We start from the raw sequence: 17,869 nt of genomic DNA, 5'->3' as shown, positions 1-17,869 counted from the left end.
TCGAAATCGTCGTCGTCGAGCAGGACGAGCGGCGTCATCTCGTTGAACGCGTTGAGCAACGCGTCGTCGTAGGTCTCGAACGCGTCGGCCAGGGCGTCGGATGCCGCGATGACGGCGGGGTCGTCGTCACCGCGACGCGCTGAGCACGCCTCGAGGTGACGTTCGAAAGCGAGTGTGAGGGCTTCGAGGGCAGCGCGCGGGTCGGCGTTCATGTGGAAAACGCTACCCCGATCGCGCAAGAATGTGCAGATGGCCGAGTACGAATACCGCACGCTCACGTTCGCGCGTGACGCGAGCCGCAGCGACATCCGCCAGAGCCTCACCGACGAGGCCGAGTACGGGCACTGGGAGCTGGCCCGCACCCGCATCTACCTCGGCGGGGTCCGCCGCATCTGGTTGCGGCGCCGCATCATCCGCATGCGCCCGCAGGACAACGGCGGCTGGCTCTGATCAGCAGTCGGTGAGCAGACGCGCGAGCACCCGCTGCCCGAACTCGAGGCTTTCGACGGGCACGCGTTCGTCGATGCCGTGGAACATCGGCGCGAACAGCAGATCGGACGGCAGCCGCAACGGCGTGAAGCCGTAGCCGTTGATGCCGAGCTGCTTGAGTGCCTTGTTGTCGGTGCCCGCCGACAGGCAGTAGGGCAAGATCTCGCAGCCCGGGTCCTCGGTGCGCAGCGCGTCCTTCATCCGTTCTACGAGGTGGCCTTCGAACGGCGCGTCGAGCGCGATGTCGCGATGCAGCGTCTCGATCGTCACGTGTTCGCCGGCGAGTTCCGCGATGACGTCCATCAGCTCGTCCTCGTGCCCAGGCAGGAAGCGGCAGTCGACGTTGACCGACGCCGTCTGCGGGATGACGTTGTGCTTGTAGCCGGCGTCGAGCATCGTCGGGTTCGACACGTTCGCGAGGGCCCCCTCGACGAAGGTGCGCGCGCCGGGGATGTGCGCGAGCAGCGCGTCGGTGTCCTCGTCGGTGTAGGTCGTGCCCGTGATGTCCGCGAGACCGTCGAGCAGCTGGCGGACGCTCGCGACGTACTGGCGCGGCCAGACGTGGGCGTCGATGCGGCCGATCGCCGCGGCGAGGCGCGCGATGGCGTTCTCGTCGTTGGGGACGCTGCCGTGGCCGGCGCGGCCGTGGGCGGTGAGGCGGATCCAACGGATGCCCTTCTCCCCCGTCTGCAGCAGGTAGGCGCGCTGGTCGCCGCCGCCCTTCTTCGGCACGGTGACGGAGTAGCCGCCGACCTCGCTGATCGCCTCGGTGGCGCCCTCGAACAGTTCGGGACGGTGGTCGACGGCCCAGTGCGAACCCTTGACGCCGCCGGCCTCCTCATCGGCGAAGAACGCGACGACGAGGTCGCGCGGCGGAGTGACGCCGCGGCGGGCGAAGTCGCGGACGGTCGCGAGGATCATCGCGTCCATGTCCTTCATGTCGACGGCGCCGCGGCCCCAGACGCAGCCGTCCTCGACGTCGGCGGCGAACGGGTCGTGCGACCAGTCGGCGGCGTCGGCGGGCACGACGTCGAGGTGGCCGTGGACGACGAGCGCGCCGCGTTCACGGTCGGCCCCCGGGATGCGGACGACGACGTTCGCACGCCCCGGCTCGCTCTCGAACAGTTCGGGTTCGAGGCCGACCTCCTGCAGCTGGCCCACGACGTACTCGGCCGCCTCACGCTCGCCGGGGCCCTCGGTGCCCGGGCCGTAGTTGCTCGTGTCGATGCGGATCAGATCGCGGCAGATGCGCAGGACGTCGGATTCGGCGGAAGTCTGAGAAGCCATGACTCCACCTTTTCATTCCTGCATGGGCAGCACGCAAGAAAGCCCCGGTGATATCTCACCGGGGCTTTCTCGTGAACTGTGTCCGAGGGGGGACTTGAACCCCCACGTCCGATAAAGGACACTAGCACCTCAAGCTAGCGCGTCTGCCATTCCGCCACCCGGACAGGTGGTGCTTTCCGGCCGCTTTCGCGCCCTTCCAACGAAGAAGAACATTACCAGGCGTTCGCTTGGAGTGCACATCGGCTCGGCTCAGGCGTGACCCGTCGGCTTCTCGCCGTCCTGCTCGGGGCGGTGCGGCAGACGGATCTGACGCTGCGGCTGCTGCTGGGTCTCGCGCGGAGCGTCGACCGGCTCCGGCTGCAGACCGGCGTCGGACCCGCTGGCGGGCGTCGTCTGCGCGCCGCGCGGCGCCTGCGGCATCGCCGACGCGCCGAGGGCGGGCACCCCGTCGTCACCGCTCGTGGAACGCTGCGGGCGGGACGTCGAATCCTCAGCCTCGTTCGTGGCCTGATCGACCTGGCCACGCGCGTTGGCGAGCGCGACCTGAGGGTCCTCGAGCTTCGTGTCGGCGAACGCGTTGTCGTCGTTCGTGCCGGGGTCGACCCATTCCTCGTCATCGTTGTCGCCCGGACGCCCGGCGTCGCCGCCGAGAGCGCTCGAGATGCCGCGCAGCGCGTCGGTGACCTCCGAGGGGATGACCCACATCTTGTTCGAATCGCCCTGCGCTAGCTGCGGCAGCGTCTGCAGGTACTGGTAGGCGAGCAGACGCTGCGTCGGCTTGCCGCGGTGGATGGCGTCGAACACCTGCTGGATGGCGCGCGCCTCACCCTGGGCCTTGAGGACGGCGGCCTGCGCCTCACCCTCGGCTCGCAGGATCTGGCTCTGCTTCTCACCCTCGGCCGTGAGGATCTGGCTCTGCTTGAAACCCTCGGCGTTCAGGATGGCTGCGCGGCGGTCACGCTCGGCGCGCATCTGCTTCTCCATCGAATCCTGCACCGACGCCGGCGGGTCGATCGCCTTGAGCTCCACACGATTCACGCGGATGCCCCAGCGGCCCGTCGCCTCGTCGAGCACGCCGCGCAGCTGCCCGTTGATCTGGTCACGCGAGGTGAGCGTCTGCTCGAGGTCGAGCGAACCGATGACGTTGCGCAGCGTCGTCACCGTCAGCTGCTCGATACCCTGGATGAAGTTCTCGATCTCGTAGACGGCCGACTTCGGATCCGTCACCGAGTAGTAGATGACGGTGTCGATGCTGACGACGAGGTTGTCGCTCGTGATGACGGGCTGCGGCGGGAACGTGACGACCTGCTCACGCAGATCGATGTTCGCGCGCACCCGGTCGATGAACGGCACGAGGATGTGCAGACCGTCCGTCAGCGTGCGGTTGTACGAGCCGAGACGCTCGACGATCTGAGCCGTCTGCTGCGGCACGATGCGGATCGTGCGCATGACGACGACGACCGCGAAGACCAGCAGCAGGATGACGACGATGAGTCCTGGGGACATGTTCCCTCCCTGTGGCCGGGCGAACCCGGCGTGATGCGCGGACGCTGGCGGGAGTGCTCGCTCAGCGCCGCTCGGTGGTGGTGGGGTCGACGAGCAGAGTCGCGCCCTGCAGGTCGATGACGTGGACGGGCGAACCGAGGGGCAGCGTCGTACGCACGTCGGTGCGCGCGCTCCACAGGTCGCCGTGCACCTTGACGAGGCCCTGCGACTCGGAGACCGGTTCGACGACGAACCCCGTCTGACCGACGACCGAACGCGGCCCGATGTCAGTGTTGTCGCGCGTCGGGCGCAGACGGCGACGCAGCATCGGGCGCAGCGTGAACAACAACCCGACGGCGACGGCCACCGCGATCGGCGCACTGATGACGAAGTCCGCACCGAAGTACGACGCGATCGCGCCCGCGAGCGCGCCGAGCGCGAGCATGATGAACACGAAGTCGACCGTGACAGCCTCGACGGCGGCCATCGCGAGGGCGACGCCCAGCCACATCAGCCATGCACTGTTGTTCATGCTCGGTCCAGCTCCCCGCTTCGACGACTTCGTACCTGCAATCTACGTGGAACGCTCGTCCGGTTCGACCCGAGAACCTAACGATTACCTCACGGCGACGCGGCAGCGGCGTCGTCCCAGGCCGGCGGTTCGCCGGGCGTCAGCGCCGGATCGTCCACGGCGAAGGTACGCACCGGACCCTTCGGGGTGAGCGGGCCCTCGAACCGGACGGTGACGCGGCCACGCCCTGAACCCCACACCCAACCCGCGCCGAACTCGTCGTGATGCACGTCCATGCCGGGGCGCCACGACGGCGTCGTGCCGGGGCTGAAACGCGTCGTCAACTCCTGAGGCAGGGTCGACGGCGCCTCGTCGGCGTCGGGGTCAGCGTCGTCGCTGCTGGGGGTGGCGGCTGTCGACGACTCACCGACAGCCTCGGGAAAGGCCGGCGTGTCGACGGGAGCCTCGAGTTCGAACAGCCCCGACTGCGCGTGCGTGACGAAACCGCTGACGCCGACACCGATGAGACGCACACCCTGCGCGAGGTCGAGCCCGTCGAGCAGGCGCTGAGCCGTGCGGGCGATGACGTCGGCGTCACGGCTCGGGGTCGGTGATGTCGAGCTGCGCGTCAACGAACTGAAGTCAGGAAGGCGCACCTTGAGGTGCACGGTGCGCCCGAAGACTCCGGCCTTCTCGCAGCGAGCGGAGACGGCCTGCGCGATGCGCTCGATCTCGCGGCGCAGCACGGCGCGATCGTGGACGTCGCGTTCGAACGTCTCCTCGTGCGAGACGCTCTTCGCCTCGCGGGTGAGGGTGAGGTCCCGATCGTCGCGGGCGCGCGCCAGTTCGTGGAGGGAATGCCCGTGACGCTCACCGAAGATGCTGACGAGATCGACGTGCGTCATCGCGCGCAGCTGTTCGACCGTCTCGACACCGAAGGTGCGCAGCCGCGCCGCAGTCGCCGGGCCGACGCCGCTGATCGCGCGCACCGACATCGGCGCGAGGAACTCGAGCTCGCTGCCCGGTTCGACGACGGTGATGCCCGCCGGCTTGTTCAGGTCGGAGCCGATCTTCGCGAGCATCTTCGACGACGCCGCCCCCGCGCTGACGCTCAAACCGCCCGTTGCGTCGGCGACGTCACGGCGTAGGGTCTCGAGCACCTCGCGCACGTGCGCGGTGCTCGAGACCTCGAGGTCGGCGCCGCGCAGGTCGACGTACGCCTCATCGATCGAGACCTGCTCGACGAGCGGCGACAGCTCGCGCAGCACGGCCATGACGGCGAGCGACGACGCGCGGTACGCCTCGAACCGTGGCGAGAGGAACGCCGTGCCGGCCGGGCAGATGGCCCGTGCCTCGGCGGTGCTCATCGCACTGCGGGCGCCGAACGCTCGCGCCTCGTACGACGCCGTCGAGACGACGCCGCGCAGGCCGGTACCACCGACGATGACGGGGCGTCCACGTAGGCTCGGCTTGTCGCGCTGCTCGACCGAGGCGAAGAACGCGTCGAGGTCGACGTGGACGATGCTGGCGTCGTCTCTCACACCAGGTCGATGACCACCTTGACGTCGCCGTCGCGGCGCTCGAAGGCCTCGGCGAACTTCTCGAGCGGCACGCGTCGCGTGATGAGTCGCTCCAGCCAGGCGTTGTCGGCCTTCGCGAGCACCTCGGCCGCGCCCTGGTAGTGACGCAGGTTCGCGTTGACCGAGCCGACGACGACTCCGTTGTCGAGCACGAGGTCGCGGTTGATGTGGCCCAGGTCGACCTCTTGCTCCTTCGGCGCGGAGATGCCCGTCAGGCACACGATGCCGTAGGGCACGTTGTTGGCGAGCACGCCCGAGATGACGGGCACCGCGCCGGTGGCCTCGATGACGACGTCGGGGGCGATCTGCTGCATCTGTTCCACGACGTCGCCCGTGACGTAGGTGGCGCCGAGGTCGCGCACGAGCTCGGGCTTGAGACCGTCGGTGGGCCGGTCGAGGACGTAGACGTCGAGGCCCTTCTGGACGCCGATGAGCGCGCCGAGCAGACCGATCGGCCCGGCACCGGTGACGAGCACCTTCTTCGGCGCGAACGTCGCGCGGGCGCCGATGCGCTCGACCTGCTCCCAGGCCTTCGTCACGACGGTCGTCGGCTCGAGCAGCACGCCGACCTTCTCCAGCGACGGGTCGAGCTTGACGGCGTGGTCGGCGGGGATGCTCCAGCGCTGCGAACCGAACCCGTGGATCTGCTTGATGCCGTGCTCGGTGTACTCGCCGTTGCGGCACATGTCCCACTCCCCCGCGGCGCACGCGACGCACGGCACGGTGTCGGGCATGCGGACGATGCCGACGACGAGGTCGCCCTCGGCGAAGTCGGAGCCCTCGGGAGCCTGCAGGACGCGCCCGAGCGACTCGTGGCCGAGGACGAGGCGCTCGGCGCCCTCGGGCGCCCAGCCGTAGGCACCGTCGGCGATCTCGTGGTCGGTGCCGCACACGCCGAGGGCGATGCCCTCGACGAGCAGGTCGCCGGGCCCGGGCGTCGGGTCGGGCATGTCGGTGACGGCGAGGGAATCCTTGCTCAGGGGCAGGACGGTGAGTGCGCGCATGACTCCAACTCTAGGCCCGGGCAGGAGGTCATCCGACGCTTCGGTGGACGAGCAGCGGCAGGACGCAGACGGCGCCCGCCTCGCGTAGCGCGGCCGCGGCGACGGTGGGCTCCCACGTCGTCGACGAGGTGTCGACGACGAGCAGGACGCTCGCTCCCGCGACCTGCGGAGCGCTCCCGGCGAGGGCCTCGCGCCACGCGGCGGCCACCTCGGCGCCCGAGGCATCGCCGACGTTGGGCGGCACGACGTTCCACGTCGTGTGCGGCAGCTTGCCCGCGGTGCCGAGGTGCGCGGCCAGCGACTCGACCCGGGCGGTGCTGACCTCGCCCGAGCCGACCCGCGTCGGCAGCGCGACGATGCATGAGGGGCGCTGGCGCCACGTCTTCGACCAGGCCGCGAGCACGCGCACCGCGGATTCCTGCAGCGCCTGCGACGCCTCCTGCGTGCCCTGGGCGCGCCGATCCTCTCGCCGCTCGTCCTCCCACTCGGCTGCGTCGGCGTGGATGAGCACCCGCCCGGGGTCGGCGGCGAGGTTCGCGGGGATGCGCCCGCGGGTGCCGAACGCGCCACCGGGCCACATCTTGCGCGGTTCGAGGGTGATGGTCTCGGCGCGCAGCACCGCCGCGATGCGTTCGAGCGTCGCGGGGTCGATGTCCGTCGTCAGCGGCTCGGGCAGGTGGCCCAGGCAGACCGAGCACTGGCCGCAGTCGGCGGCCTCGGGGTCGTCGAGGGCCGTGCGCAGAAGCTTCATGAGGCACTGGGCGCCGGCGATGTAGCGGCGCATGATGTCGGCCTCGCGCTCCCGCGTCGCGATGACGCCCGCGTAGTGCTCCTCGTCGAAGCTCCACTCGACGCCGGTGGCGCGCCAGCCGTCGGGGGTGCGCTCGACGACGCCGTCGACGGCGAGTTGCTTGAGCAGCAGCTCGACCCGGTTGCGTCGCAGGCCCGTCTCCGCGTCGAGGGCCACGACGCTCATCGGCTCGGCCGCGGCCTGCAGTGCGGTCAGGAGCGTCGCGACCTGCTCCTTCTTCGGGATCGTCGCCGTCGCGAAGTACTCCCAGATGTTCTCGTCGCCCGCGGCGGGCAGCAGCGCGACGACGGCCGAGTCGATGGCACGGCCCGCACGCCCGATGTGCTGGTAGTACGACACCGGTGACGCCGGCGCGCCGAGGTGGACGACGAAACCGAGGTCGGGCTTGTCGTAGCCCATCCCGAGCGCTGACGTCGCGATGAGCGCCTTGACACGGTTGTGGCGCAGATCGTCCTCGAGCTGTTCTCGCTGAGCGGCCTCGAGCTGACCGGTGTACGCAGCGACAGGCAGCTCATCACCGTGCGCGGCCGTCACAGCCGCCGCGAGACGTTCGGCGTCCGCGACCGTCAGGGTGTAGACGATGCCACTGCCCGGCAGTGACGCGAGATGGTCGACGACCCACGCGTAGCGCTGCAACGCCGTCATCTCCGGCAGCACCGCGAGGTGCAGCGACGAGCGGGCGAGCGGCCCCCGCAGCACGAGGGAGGCCTCCCCCAGCTGCTGCGCCAGATCCTCGGTGACGCGCTCGTTGGCCGTCGCCGTCGTCGCGAGCACGGGTGTCGCCGGGTTGAGCGTCGTCAGGACGTCGGCGACGCGGCGGTAGTCGGGGCGGAAGTCGTGCCCCCAGTCGGACAGGGCGTGCGCCTCGTCGATGACGAGCAGCCCCAGATCACCCGCGAGCGAACGCATGACGCGTTCACCGAACGTCGGGTTCGCGAGGCGCTCTGGCGAGACGAGCAGCACGTCGAGCTGCCCGGCCGTCACGGCCTGCTCGATGGCGCCCCAGGCGTCGAGGTTGCCGGAGTGGATCGCAGCGGCCCGCAGCCCCGCACGCTCGGCGGCGGCCACCTGGTCGCGCATGAGGCTGAGCAGTGGTGAGACGACCAGCGTCGGCCCCGCGCCGCGGCTGCGGGCGATCGCCGTTGCCACCCAGTAGACGGCCGACTTGCCCCACCCTGTCGCCTGGACGACGACGACGCGCGCGCCGGGCCGACCGAGCGCCTCGACCGCGACACGTTGATCGTCGCGCAGGCGAGCGTCCGGCCCGGCCAGGGCGCGCAGCACGGAGGAGGCGACGGTGTCGAAGCCGGTGTCCTGTTCAGCGTTCATGGGACGAACTGTGGCACGAGACACCGACAACCCCGGAACGACGCGGATTCAGGCCTTAGACGAGGACGCCGCCGCAGCCTTCTCGGCACGCTTGCGACGCCGCTCGGCGGCGATGCGGGCGTCGTCGGCCTCGGCCTCGTCGAGCGTCGGCGCGGTGCCACCCATGGAGGCGGGCAGGAACTCGAGGTCGGCGCCGCTCAGCGTCGGGTAATTCGCGCGTGCCGCGTCGAGCAGCTTCTGCATCGCGTCCTTGACGCGCTGCGTGTTCTCCTCGGGGCTGAGCGTCTCGTCGTACGTCATCGGCTCACCGACGGCGACGGTGATCGGCGTGTTCGTGCGCCCGAGACGCTTCGGCTTGCCCTTCGTCCACACACGCTGCGAACCCCACAGGATCATCGGCACGATCGGCACCCCGGCCTCCTGCGCCATGCGCACGCCGCCGGTCTTGAAGGACTTGAGCTCGAATGAGCGGGAGATCGTCTCCTCCGGGAAGATGCCGACGAGCTCGCCGCGCTTCAGGGCAGCGATGGCGTCGCGGTAGCTCTGCGCGCCGTTGCCGCGCTCGACGGCGATGTGCTTCATGCCGCGCATGAGCGGGCCCGAGATCTTGTGGTCGAAGACCTCCTTCTTCGCCATGAATCGGATGACGCGGCGCTGCTTGATCGCCGGGAAGCCCGCGTACGTGAAGTCCATGTACGACAAGTGGTTCATCATGACGACGGCGCCACCGGTGCGCGGCAGGTTCTCGGAGCCGACGAGGGTGAACTTGAGCCCCTGCGCGGCGAAGAGGCTGCGCGCAATGGCGAGAACGGGAGGGTAGACGAGTTCCATGTCCACCAGCCTAATCCCGCTAGGCTGACGCGGTGCTGCAACAGATCGAGGCGACGCGCTTCGTCGTCCCCCTGCGTGAGGGCGGCTCGCTGCCCGGCGTCGTCGAGGGTTCCGACCTCGGCACGTGGGTCGTCAAGTTCCGCGGAGCCGGCCAGGGGCTCAAGGTGCTCGTCGCCGAGGTCGTCGTCGGCGAACTCGCCCGTGCGCTCGGCCTGCGGGTGCCCGAGCTCGAGCTCGTCGAGCTGCCGGAGGCCATCGCGAAGTACGAGGCCGACGAGGAGGTGCAAGATCTGCTGACGGCGAGCGTCGGGCTCAACCTCGGCGTCGACCTGCTGCCGGGCGCCTTCGCCTATGACGGCTCCATCCCGCCGCCCGCCGACGAGGCCGCCACGATCCTGTGGCTCGATGCGTTCACCGCGAACATCGACCGGACCCCGCACAACCCGAACCTCGTGCGCTGGCACGGGCAGACGTGGTGCATCGACCACGGTGCGGCGCTGTACTTCCACTACTCGTGGCCGTCGAAGGGCTCCCACCCGGAGCGTTTCGCGGCGCAGCGCTTCGATCTGGGCTCCCACATCATGGCCGGGGTGGTCGACCCCTCGCCCGCGGCCGCAGCGGCCGCACACGAGCGTCTTGCTGCGCTCGTCACCCCTGGCCTGTTGCGCGAGATCCTGACGCTCGTGCCCGACGAATGGCTCGAGACGAGTGAGTCGATGCCGCACGCCGACGACGTGCGCGCCGCCTACGTCGAGAACCTGCTCGCGCGCCTCGCCGCCCCGCAAGCATGGTCGCCGGCGTTCGCGGGTGAGATGCGATGAGCGTCGGCTACCAGTACGTCGTGCTGCGTCTCGTGCCGTCGATCGAGCGCGAGGAGTTCCTCAACGTCGGCGTCGCGCTCTACGCGCAGATGGCCGATTTCCTCGACGCCCGTTTCCACCTCGACGCGACCCGCCTCGCCGCCTTCGCTCCGACGCTCGCCGCCGCAGACGTCGAGCAGTCGCTCGCCTCGCTGTGCGCCGACGTGCGCGGCGAGCCGTGCCCCGGGCGCCCTGACCTGCCGAAGCTGGGGCAACGCTTCGGCTGGATCAGCGCGCCGCGTTCGACGATCGTCCAGCCGGGCCCGATGCACGGCGGGGTCAGCAACGACCCGGGCGCCACCCTCGAACGTCTCGTCGACCGGCTCGTGCGCTGAGCTGGCTCAGGCCCATACCCGCTCAATCCTGGGGCGCGGTCGGTAGGGTCGAACCATGAGCATCGAACGAACCACTGCGCCCAACCCCTACGACCACCTGCCGGTGTTCCCGGCCCTCACCGTCACGAGCACGAGCTTCAGCGACGGCGGCGACCTCACCGAGACGTATGTCTACGACGGCTGGGGCGTGAACGGGCAGAACGTCTCGCCGCAGCTGTCATGGAGCGGTGCGCCGGAGACGACGACGTCGTACGTCGTCACCTGCTTCGACCCGGACGCGCCGACCCCGTCGGGCTTCTGGCACTGGGCGATCGCAGGCATCCCGGCGGACGTCACCGAACTCGCCGAGGGCGCCGGATCGGGTGACGCCGCGTTGCCCGAGGGCGCCTTCCACGTCGCCGGTGATGGCGGCGTCAAGGGCTGGATGGGGCCGTGCCCGCCCGAAGGTGACGGCAAGCACCGATACATGTTCGCGGTCCACGCGATCGAGGGTGACCCTCTCGCGATCGACGACTCGGTCACGCCCGCCGTCCTCAGCTTCAACGCCGTCTTCCAGACCGTCGCACGCGGCGTCACGACGGGCCTGTACGGTCACTGATCGTCCCGGCCACTGATCTCAGCGGCTGCCAGCCGACACAGCACGAGGCCCCGATGCCCACGAGTGGATGCTCGTCGACGTCGGGGCCTCGGCGCGCCCCGTCACATGCGTAGCGTGTACATCGCGACGGCGCTGGCGGCCGCGACGTTGAGCGAGTCGACGCCACCTGCCATCGGGATGCGGACGGTGACGTCGCACGCGGCGACCGTTCGCGTTCCGAGGCCGTCGCCCTCGGTGCCCATGACGAGCGCGAGGCGTTCGGGCTCACGCGCCGCGAGTTCGTCGAGCGTTACGGAATCGTCAGCCAGCGCCATCGCGGCGACCGTCCATCCGGCCTCCTGAAGTCGCGTCACCGAGCCGGGCCACGGGTCGATGCGCGTCCACGGCACCTGGAACACGGTGCCCATCGACACGCGCACCGAGCGGCGGTACAGCGGATCTGCGCAGCGCGGGGTGACGAGGACGGCGTCGACGCCGAGCGCCGCGGCCGATCGGAAGATGGCACCGACGTTCGTGTGATCGACGATGTCCTCGAGCACGACGACGCGCCGCGCGTCACGCAGCAGTTCTTCGGGCAAGGCCAGCGCGGGGCGGTTCATCGACGCGAGAGCCCCGCGGTGCAGATGGAAACCCGTCATCGACTCGATGACGTCGGCCTCCCCCACGTACACGGGGACGTCGGCGGCCTCGGCGTCCGCGACGATGTCGGCGAGGTCGTCGAGCCAGCGCTGGGCCATGAGGAAGCTGCGGGGACGGTCGCCGCGCGCGAGGGCGCGGCGGATGACCTTCTCGCTCTCGGCGATGTAGAGGCCGCGCTCGGTTTCGAGCTTCTTGCGCAGCGCGACGTCGGTGAGGCGGAAGTAGTCGGCGACGCGGTCGTCGTCGGGTGAGGTGATGCGGATCGGCACCGGCGATCAGGCCTGCGCGGCGCGGGCGCTCCAGCGCTCACCGTGACGATCGAGCTCGAGCGCGAGACCGAACGTCTCCGAGAGGTTCTCGGCCGTCAGTGTCGACTCGATCGGGCCGGCGGCGACGACGCGGCCCTCGCGCAGCATGAGGATGTCGGTGAAGCCCGGCGGGATCTCCTCGACGTGGTGGGTGACGAGCACGAGCGCCGGTGCGTCGACGTCCTCGGCGAGCGCGGTGAGGCGCTGCACGAGGTCTTCGCGGGCACCGAGGTCGAGCCCGGCGGCGGGCTCGTCGAGCAGCATGAGCTCGGGGTCGGTCATGAGGGCGCGGGCGATGAGGACGCGCTTGCGCTCCCCCTCGCTCAGCGTGCCGAAGCGACGCTCGGCGAGGTGCGCGGCGCCGAGGTCGTCGAGCAGCTCGCGTGCGCGTTCGTGGTCGAAGCTGTCGTACTTCTCACGCCAGCGTCCCACCATGCCGTAGCTCGCGGTGACGACGACGTCGGAGACCTTCTCACCGGCGGGGATGCGCTCGGCGAGGGCCGCCGTCGCGAGGCCGATGCGGGGGCGAAGCTCGAACACGTCGACGGCGCCGAGCACTTCGCCGAGGATGCCGGCGACGCCCGTCGAGGGGTGCATGCGACCGGCGGCGACGTTGAGCAGTGTCGACTTGCCGGCGCCGTTGGGGCCGACGACGACCCAGCGCTCGCCTTCCTCCACCTCCCACGAGACGTCGTCGAGCAGCTTCTGCGCGCCGCGCGTGACACCGATCCCGGAGAAGGACAACACATCGCTCATACCCGTGACCCTACTGACTCGACGGGGTCGAATGCCACGCGACACGGCACGGATGACGTCGTGGACGCGCCTGGCGCCCAACCGACACGGGTGTAAGCTACAACTTGTATCTATGTTGCGTCGAACCCTTAGCACCGTGGGCAGCAGACCGACCACCCGAACGAGGAGCGAGCATGAGCGAGCCGAAGATCTCCGCGGCCGACGCGGTCTACCGCGAGGTGAAGGGCCGCATCCTCGACGGCTCGATCGCCGGCGGCGCCCTCATCAGCGAGGGTGAGATCTCGGAGCTGCTCGACGTCTCCCGCACCCCCGTGCGCGAGGCGTTCGTCCGGCTGCAGGCCGAGGGGTGGATGACGCTGTACCCCAAGCGCGGCGCGCTCGTGCGCGCCGTCGAACCGCGCGAGGTGCGTGACGTCGTCGAGGCGCGCATCGCGGTGGAGTCGCGTGCGGCGCGCAGCGTCGTCGAGGCGCAGGAGCACCGCGACGTCGCCATCGATCTCGGCGAGATCCTGCGCCGTCAGCGCCAGAGCCTCGAAACCGGCGACCACGACGACTTCACCGAGACCGACTGCGTGTTCCACACCCACCTCGTCGCGGCCGGTGGCAACGCCATCCTCACCGAGTTCTACGAGCGTCTCGGGGAACGTCAGCGCCGGATGGCCGCGCGCATCCTGTGGAAGGACGACCGCCGCTGCCGCGACGTCCTCACCGCCCACGCCCGTCTCGTCGACCTCGTCGCCGCGGGAGACGCGACCGGTTTCGAGCAGGAGCTGACGGCGCACCTGCACCGCTCCTACGACGGGCTGCTCCCCTGAGCCCTCCGACCACACGAGTTTCGCACCACTCACCCACACCCGACGAAAGGCCCCCGCGTGTCACTCAACACCCTGACCCGCACCACCAGCCACGAACGCGTCACGACGAGCGTCGACTCCCCCGAGCGCGCCGGCGCCGGGGGCGCGCGGGCCGCCTGGCTGCCGGTCGGGGCGGCGATGTTCACCGTCGCGTGGGGTGGCAACCAGTTCACGCCGCTGCTCGGGCTCTACCGTGACATCGACGCGCTCTCGACGGGCGCCGTCGACCTGCTGCTCGGTGCGTACGTGCTCGGCATCATGCCAGCGCTGCTGCTCGGCGGGCCGGCCTCCGACCGCTGGGGCCGTCGCCCGCTCATGCTGCCCGCGCCGATCCTCGCGATCATCGCGTCGGTGCTGCTCGCCGTCGGCTCCGGGTCGCCGGCCGTGCTCTTCGTCGGCCGCATCTTCTCCGGCCTGGCGCTCGGGCTCGCCATGGTTGTCGGCGGCTCGTGGATCAAAGAACTGTCGAGCCCGCCGTTCGACGCCGAGGCCGACGCCGCCGCGGGCGCGCGTCGCGCCTCCATCAGCCTGACGGCCGGATTCGCGCTCGGCGCCGCCACCGCCGCGGCGCTTGCCCAGTTCGCGCCGCTGCCCGCGGAGCTGTGCTACCTCGTCCACCTCGTCATCACGGCGGCGAGCTTCGTGCTCCTGACGCGCGCCCCCGAGACGCATGCCGCCCAAGAGATGCCGGGACGCTTCCTCGACGATCTGCGCGTGCCCGCTGCGGGCCACCGTCGCTTCCTGTTCGTCGTCCTACCGATGGCGCCGTGGGTGTTCGGCTGCGCGGGATGCGCCTATGCCGTGCTGCCCGCCGTCATGGGTGATCGCACCGGCTCGTTCGGCATCGCCTTCTCGGGCCTGCTGTGCCTCGTCGCGCTCGGCTGCGGGCTGTTCATCCAGCAGGTCGGCAAGCGCTTCGACGACGTCAGCTCCGCGCGCGCCATCATCATCGCCCTGACGATGACGCTGCCCGGCCTCGGCATCGCCGCACTTGCAGCGCGCCTCGTCAGCCCGTGGCTCGCGCTCGTCGCGGCCGCCGTCCTCGGTCTCGCCTACGGCATGCTGCTCGTCTCCGGCCTGCAGGAGGTGCAGCGCATCGCCGGTCCCGAGGACCTCGCGGGACTGACGGCTGTCTACTATTCGATCACCTACCTCGGCTTCTTCGTGCCCGCCGCGCTCGCCGTCGTCAGCCACTGGCTGAGCTACCCTGTGATGTTCATCGGTGGCGTCGTGCTCGCCGCGCTGAGCCTCGGTGTCGTCCTGATGTTCTCGCGCAAGCACCTTCCGTCGGCTCTGGCGCACTGACCTGTCGCCACTAGGCTGGGCGATCGTGTACGAACTGCCTGCCTCCGTGCGCCTCGCCCTGTGGGTCACGCACGCCATCGCCGCCGATCGCCCGCTCAGCGAGGCGCTCGGCGCCGCGCTGCCCGACGTCGACGCCGTCGAGGGTGGCCTGCCGCGCCTCGAACTGTGGCGAGATCTCGGCGAACGCATCGTCTGCGTCGACCTGCCCCGCCCGGGGCTCCACGGCGGTTTGCTGCCGCCCGGCGGACCCGCGACGCAGGCTGCGATAGAAGCCGGAGAATGCCTGTTCGTGCCGTCGCTCGGCGGGGTTCTCGTGCCGCGGCTGGAGTATTACGGGCCGGCCGGTGACGAGGGCCTCAAGCTCACGCTCGAACCGCACGACAGCGACCCGGTTCCGATCCACCGCCTCGAGGCACTCGCCCTGGCCGACATCGACCGGTGCTTCCGCGAGGCGTTGCTGGCGCATGTCGGGGTGCTCGAATCCCTGCAGATCGCACCGTTCCTCGGCTCCTCGGCCCGCGAGCGCGTCGACGAACGCCTCGACGGCGCGCGCTGGGCGTTGCCACCGGGCCTGCACCCGCGGGCGCTGCGCATCATCACGACGGCCGGCCTCGTCGTCGCCGCCCTCGACGAGGCACTGACGACGAGCGGCGGCCTCGACGCGGGTAGCGTCGCAGCGCGCGAGCGCACGCTGCGCTCCCTGCTCGACGAGGCCGAACTCGCTCTCGCACAGGCCGCGACGGCGGCTGCCATCGGCCTCGCACACGACGCTGCCCGCCCTCGATGAGGACGGGCAGCGTTGATCGCGCGTTGCGGTGTGCTCAGAGCGGCGTGTCTCCGGCAATGACGTATCAGGCCGTACGGGAGCCTTCGAGCACCGTCGCGTAGACCTGCTGGGTGCGCTCGGCGATCGCGTCCCACCCGAAGTGCTCGACGGCGCGCTGACGCCCGGCTCGACCCCGTCGGCGGGCCTCTTCGACGTCGGAGGTCGCCTCGGTGAGGGCGCGCGCCAGATCGGCGACGAACGTATCGGGGTCGACGGGCGTACCAGTTCCGTCGTTCACCTGCTCGATCGGCACGAGCCAGCCCGTCTCGCCGTCGACGACGACCTCGGGGATGCCGCCCGTCGCGGTTGCGACGACGGCCGCTTCGCACGCCATCGCCTCGAGGTTCACGATGCCGAGGGGTTCGTACACCGACGGGCAGACGAACGTCGTGGCCTGCGACAGCAGCGCGACGACCTCCTCGCGCGGCAGCATGTCGGGAATCCACACGACGCCGTCGCGCTCGGCGCGCAGCTGGTCGATGAGGCCCTCGACCTCGGCGAGGATCTCGGGGGTGTCGGGCGCGCCCGCGCAGAACACGAGCTGCACGTTCGCAGGCACCTGACGCATCGCACGCAGCAGGAACGGCACGCCCTTCTGACGCGTGATGCGCCCGACGAACACGATGCTCGGACGCTCGGGGTCGACCCCATGACGGCGCGCGATCTCGAGGGCGGCGTCGCTGTGGTCGGGCGCCCAGGCCTGTGCGTCGATGCCGTTGTGGACGACATGGACCTTCGCCGGGTCGAGCTGCGGGTAGCTCGCGAGGACGTCCTTGCGCATGCCCTCGGAGACGGCGATGACGGCGGCCGCGCCCTCGTAGGCGGTGCGTTCGATGAAGGAGGAGATCGCGTAGCCGCCGCCGAGCTGTTCGGCCTTCCATGGCCGCATCGGCTCGAGGCTGTGCGCGCTCACGACGTGCGGGATGCCGTGGAGCATCGAGGAGAGGTGGCCGGCGAAGTTGGCGTACCAGGTGTGCGAGTGCACGACGTCAGCGCCGGCGACGGCGGGCACCATCGTCAGGTCGACGCCGAGGGTCTTGAGGGCGCCGTTCGCGTCGGCGAGTTCGGGAAGGTCGGGAAAGCCCTGCGTGCCCGGCTCGTCGATCGGTTCGCCGAACGCGCGGACCTGGGTGTCGATTCCGCTGCTGCGCAGCGCCTTGACGAGCTCGGCCACGTGCACGCCGGCCCCGCCGTAGATGTTGGGCGGATATTCCTTGGTCAGGATGTCGACTCTCACCCCATGAACGTTATCCGCGCCGGGGGGTGTGAGGGAAGCCACGTCGGGGCATATTCTCGTCACATGCCAAACCGTGGAGGCCCCAAGATTCTCGCCATCGTCCTCGCCGGCGGCGAGGGCAAACGTCTCATGCCGCTGACGGCGGACCGGGCCAAGCCCGCCGTGCCGTTCGGTGGCATCTACCGCCTCATCGACTTCGCGCTGAGCAACCTCGTCAACTCGAACTACCTGCACATCGTCGTGCTGACGCAGTACAAGTCGCACAGCCTCGATCGTCACGTCACCACGACGTGGCGCATGAGCTCCCTGCTCGGCAACTACGTGACGCCGGTGCCCGCGCAGCAGCGTGTCGGCAAGAACTGGTACCTCGGTTCGGCCGACGCGATCTACCAGAGCCTCAACCTCATCCACGACGAGAAGCCCGACTACGTCGTCGTCGTCGGCGCCGACCACGTCTACCGCATGGACTTCGCGGACATGGTTGATGCGCACATCGCCTCGGGTGCTAAGGCGAGCGTCGCCGCGATCCGTCAGCCCATCTCGCTCGCCGACCAGTTCGGCGTCATCGACGTCGACCCGCAGAACCCGGCGCGCATCCGCGCCTTCCTCGAAAAGCCCACCGACCCGCAGGGGCTGCCGGACAGCCCCGACGAGGTGCTCGCCTCGATGGGCAACTACGTCTTCTCCACCGACGCGCTCATCGAGGCGGTCACACGTGATGCCGACCTGGAGGACAGCAAGCACGACATGGGCGGCGACATCATCCCCGCCTTCGTCGAGCGGGGTGAGGCGTTCGTCTACGACTTCAAGGACAACGAGATCCC

Annotated in this window: 18 protein-coding genes, 1 tRNA gene and 1 pseudogene; 8 read left to right on the top strand and 12 right to left on the bottom strand. The window is 70.1% G+C overall.

Annotated features, from left to right (window positions below):
• Positions 1-212 (bottom strand): annotated as a pseudogene (locus B2284_RS12615) (primosomal protein); the annotation flags it as partial.
• Positions 213-249: 37 nt separating this feature from the next.
• On the opposite strand from B2284_RS12615, the gene B2284_RS12610 reads away from it, so the two are divergent.
• Positions 250-450, top strand: a complete 201-nt coding sequence (locus B2284_RS12610; protein ID WP_038568187.1) for a DUF5703 family protein — start codon at positions 250-252, stop codon at positions 448-450.
• Here B2284_RS12610 and B2284_RS12605 read toward each other — a convergent pair whose 3' ends face one another.
• The 8 genes from B2284_RS12605 to B2284_RS12570 all read right to left on the bottom strand — a co-directional run bounded on the left by B2284_RS12605 (position 451) and on the right by B2284_RS12570 (position 9,327).
• A complete protein-coding gene (locus tag B2284_RS12605; protein WP_074045318.1) occupies positions 451-1,776 on the bottom strand; it encodes a M20/M25/M40 family metallo-hydrolase in 1,326 nt (441 codons plus the stop codon).
• Between the two features lie 79 nt (positions 1,777-1,855).
• A tRNA-Leu gene (locus tag B2284_RS12600) sits at positions 1,856-1,940 on the bottom strand.
• Between the two features lie 85 nt (positions 1,941-2,025).
• Complete coding sequence (locus tag B2284_RS12595) at positions 2,026-3,282, bottom strand: SPFH domain-containing protein (protein ID WP_136788373.1); 1,257 nt, start codon at positions 3,280-3,282, stop codon at positions 2,026-2,028.
• 61 nt (positions 3,283-3,343) lie between these two features.
• Complete coding sequence (locus tag B2284_RS12590; protein WP_006945462.1) at positions 3,344-3,793, bottom strand: NfeD family protein; 450 nt, start codon at positions 3,791-3,793, stop codon at positions 3,344-3,346.
• Between the two features lie 89 nt (positions 3,794-3,882).
• A complete protein-coding gene (locus B2284_RS12585; protein ID WP_006945471.1) occupies positions 3,883-5,313 on the bottom strand; it encodes a DNA polymerase IV in 1,431 nt (476 codons plus the stop codon).
• Positions 5,310-6,356 carry a glucose 1-dehydrogenase gene (locus B2284_RS12580; protein WP_074039320.1) on the bottom strand — a complete coding sequence of 349 codons (1,047 nt, stop codon included), beginning with the start codon at positions 6,354-6,356 and terminating at the stop codon, positions 5,310-5,312. The genes B2284_RS12585 and B2284_RS12580 overlap by 4 nt, the downstream gene beginning before the upstream one ends.
• Positions 6,357-6,384: 28 nt before the next feature.
• The gene (locus B2284_RS12575) at positions 6,385-8,496 is read right to left on the bottom strand and encodes a RecQ family ATP-dependent DNA helicase (protein WP_136788374.1); all 2,112 of its coding nucleotides are present in this window, start codon (positions 8,494-8,496) and stop codon (positions 6,385-6,387) included.
• Positions 8,497-8,544: 48 nt separating this feature from the next.
• Positions 8,545-9,327 (bottom strand): lysophospholipid acyltransferase family protein, encoded by a 783-nt coding sequence (locus B2284_RS12570; protein ID WP_136788375.1) that lies wholly within the window; start codon positions 9,325-9,327, stop codon positions 8,545-8,547.
• Between the two features lie 32 nt (positions 9,328-9,359).
• Here B2284_RS12570 and B2284_RS12565 point away from each other — a divergent pair, with 32 nt between their 5' ends.
• The 3 genes from B2284_RS12565 to B2284_RS12555 are packed head-to-tail and all read left to right on the top strand — an operon-like array spanning position 9,360 to position 11,120.
• Positions 9,360-10,148 carry a HipA family kinase gene (locus B2284_RS12565; protein WP_006945433.1) on the top strand — a complete coding sequence of 263 codons (789 nt, stop codon included), beginning with the start codon at positions 9,360-9,362 and terminating at the stop codon, positions 10,146-10,148.
• Positions 10,145-10,522 carry a DUF3037 domain-containing protein gene (locus tag B2284_RS12560; RefSeq protein WP_074045314.1) on the top strand — a complete coding sequence of 126 codons (378 nt, stop codon included), beginning with the start codon at positions 10,145-10,147 and terminating at the stop codon, positions 10,520-10,522. The genes B2284_RS12565 and B2284_RS12560 overlap by 4 nt, the downstream gene beginning before the upstream one ends.
• 55 nt (positions 10,523-10,577) lie before the next feature.
• Positions 10,578-11,120, top strand: a complete 543-nt coding sequence (locus B2284_RS12555) for a YbhB/YbcL family Raf kinase inhibitor-like protein (RefSeq protein WP_136788376.1) — start codon at positions 10,578-10,580, stop codon at positions 11,118-11,120.
• 101 nt (positions 11,121-11,221) lie between these two features.
• On the opposite strand, the gene B2284_RS12550 is transcribed toward B2284_RS12555, so the two are convergent.
• A complete protein-coding gene (locus B2284_RS12550) occupies positions 11,222-12,028 on the bottom strand; it encodes a TrmH family RNA methyltransferase (protein WP_136788377.1) in 807 nt (268 codons plus the stop codon).
• 6 nt (positions 12,029-12,034) lie between these two features.
• Positions 12,035-12,823, bottom strand: coding sequence for an ABC transporter ATP-binding protein (locus tag B2284_RS12545; protein ID WP_074039322.1), 789 nt, complete (start codon positions 12,821-12,823; stop codon positions 12,035-12,037).
• A gap of 173 nt (positions 12,824-12,996) precedes the next feature.
• Here B2284_RS12545 and B2284_RS12540 point away from each other — a divergent pair, with 173 nt between their 5' ends.
• From B2284_RS12540 to B2284_RS12530, 3 genes are read left to right on the top strand one after another with little or no spacing between them, the layout of a single operon-like run.
• Entirely contained in the window at positions 12,997-13,638 is a 642-nt protein-coding gene (locus B2284_RS12540; RefSeq protein WP_074045311.1) for a GntR family transcriptional regulator, read from the top strand.
• 57 nt (positions 13,639-13,695) lie between these two features.
• Entirely contained in the window at positions 13,696-14,982 is a 1,287-nt protein-coding gene (locus tag B2284_RS12535; RefSeq protein WP_136788378.1) for an MFS transporter, read from the top strand.
• Positions 14,983-15,007: 25 nt separating this feature from the next.
• The gene (locus B2284_RS12530) at positions 15,008-15,769 is read left to right on the top strand and encodes a hypothetical protein (protein WP_136788379.1); all 762 of its coding nucleotides are present in this window, start codon (positions 15,008-15,010) and stop codon (positions 15,767-15,769) included.
• 64 nt (positions 15,770-15,833) lie between these two features.
• Here B2284_RS12530 and glgA read toward each other — a convergent pair whose 3' ends face one another.
• Positions 15,834-17,045 carry a glycogen synthase gene (gene glgA / locus B2284_RS12525; protein ID WP_136788380.1) on the bottom strand — a complete coding sequence of 404 codons (1,212 nt, stop codon included), beginning with the start codon at positions 17,043-17,045 and terminating at the stop codon, positions 15,834-15,836.
• Positions 17,046-17,108: 63 nt separating this feature from the next.
• Between glgA and B2284_RS12520 the strand changes: the two genes are divergently transcribed.
• Positions 17,109-17,869: sugar phosphate nucleotidyltransferase (locus tag B2284_RS12520; RefSeq protein ID WP_286697596.1), on the top strand; the 761-nt coding region annotated here is incomplete at its 3' end.

It is taken from the genome of Dermacoccus sp. UBA1591 (genome assembly GCF_002322065.1).
Classification (GTDB): domain Bacteria; phylum Actinomycetota; class Actinomycetes; order Actinomycetales; family Dermatophilaceae; genus Dermacoccus; species Dermacoccus nishinomiyaensis.
This window is presented reverse-complemented; position numbering and strand designations above follow the sequence as displayed.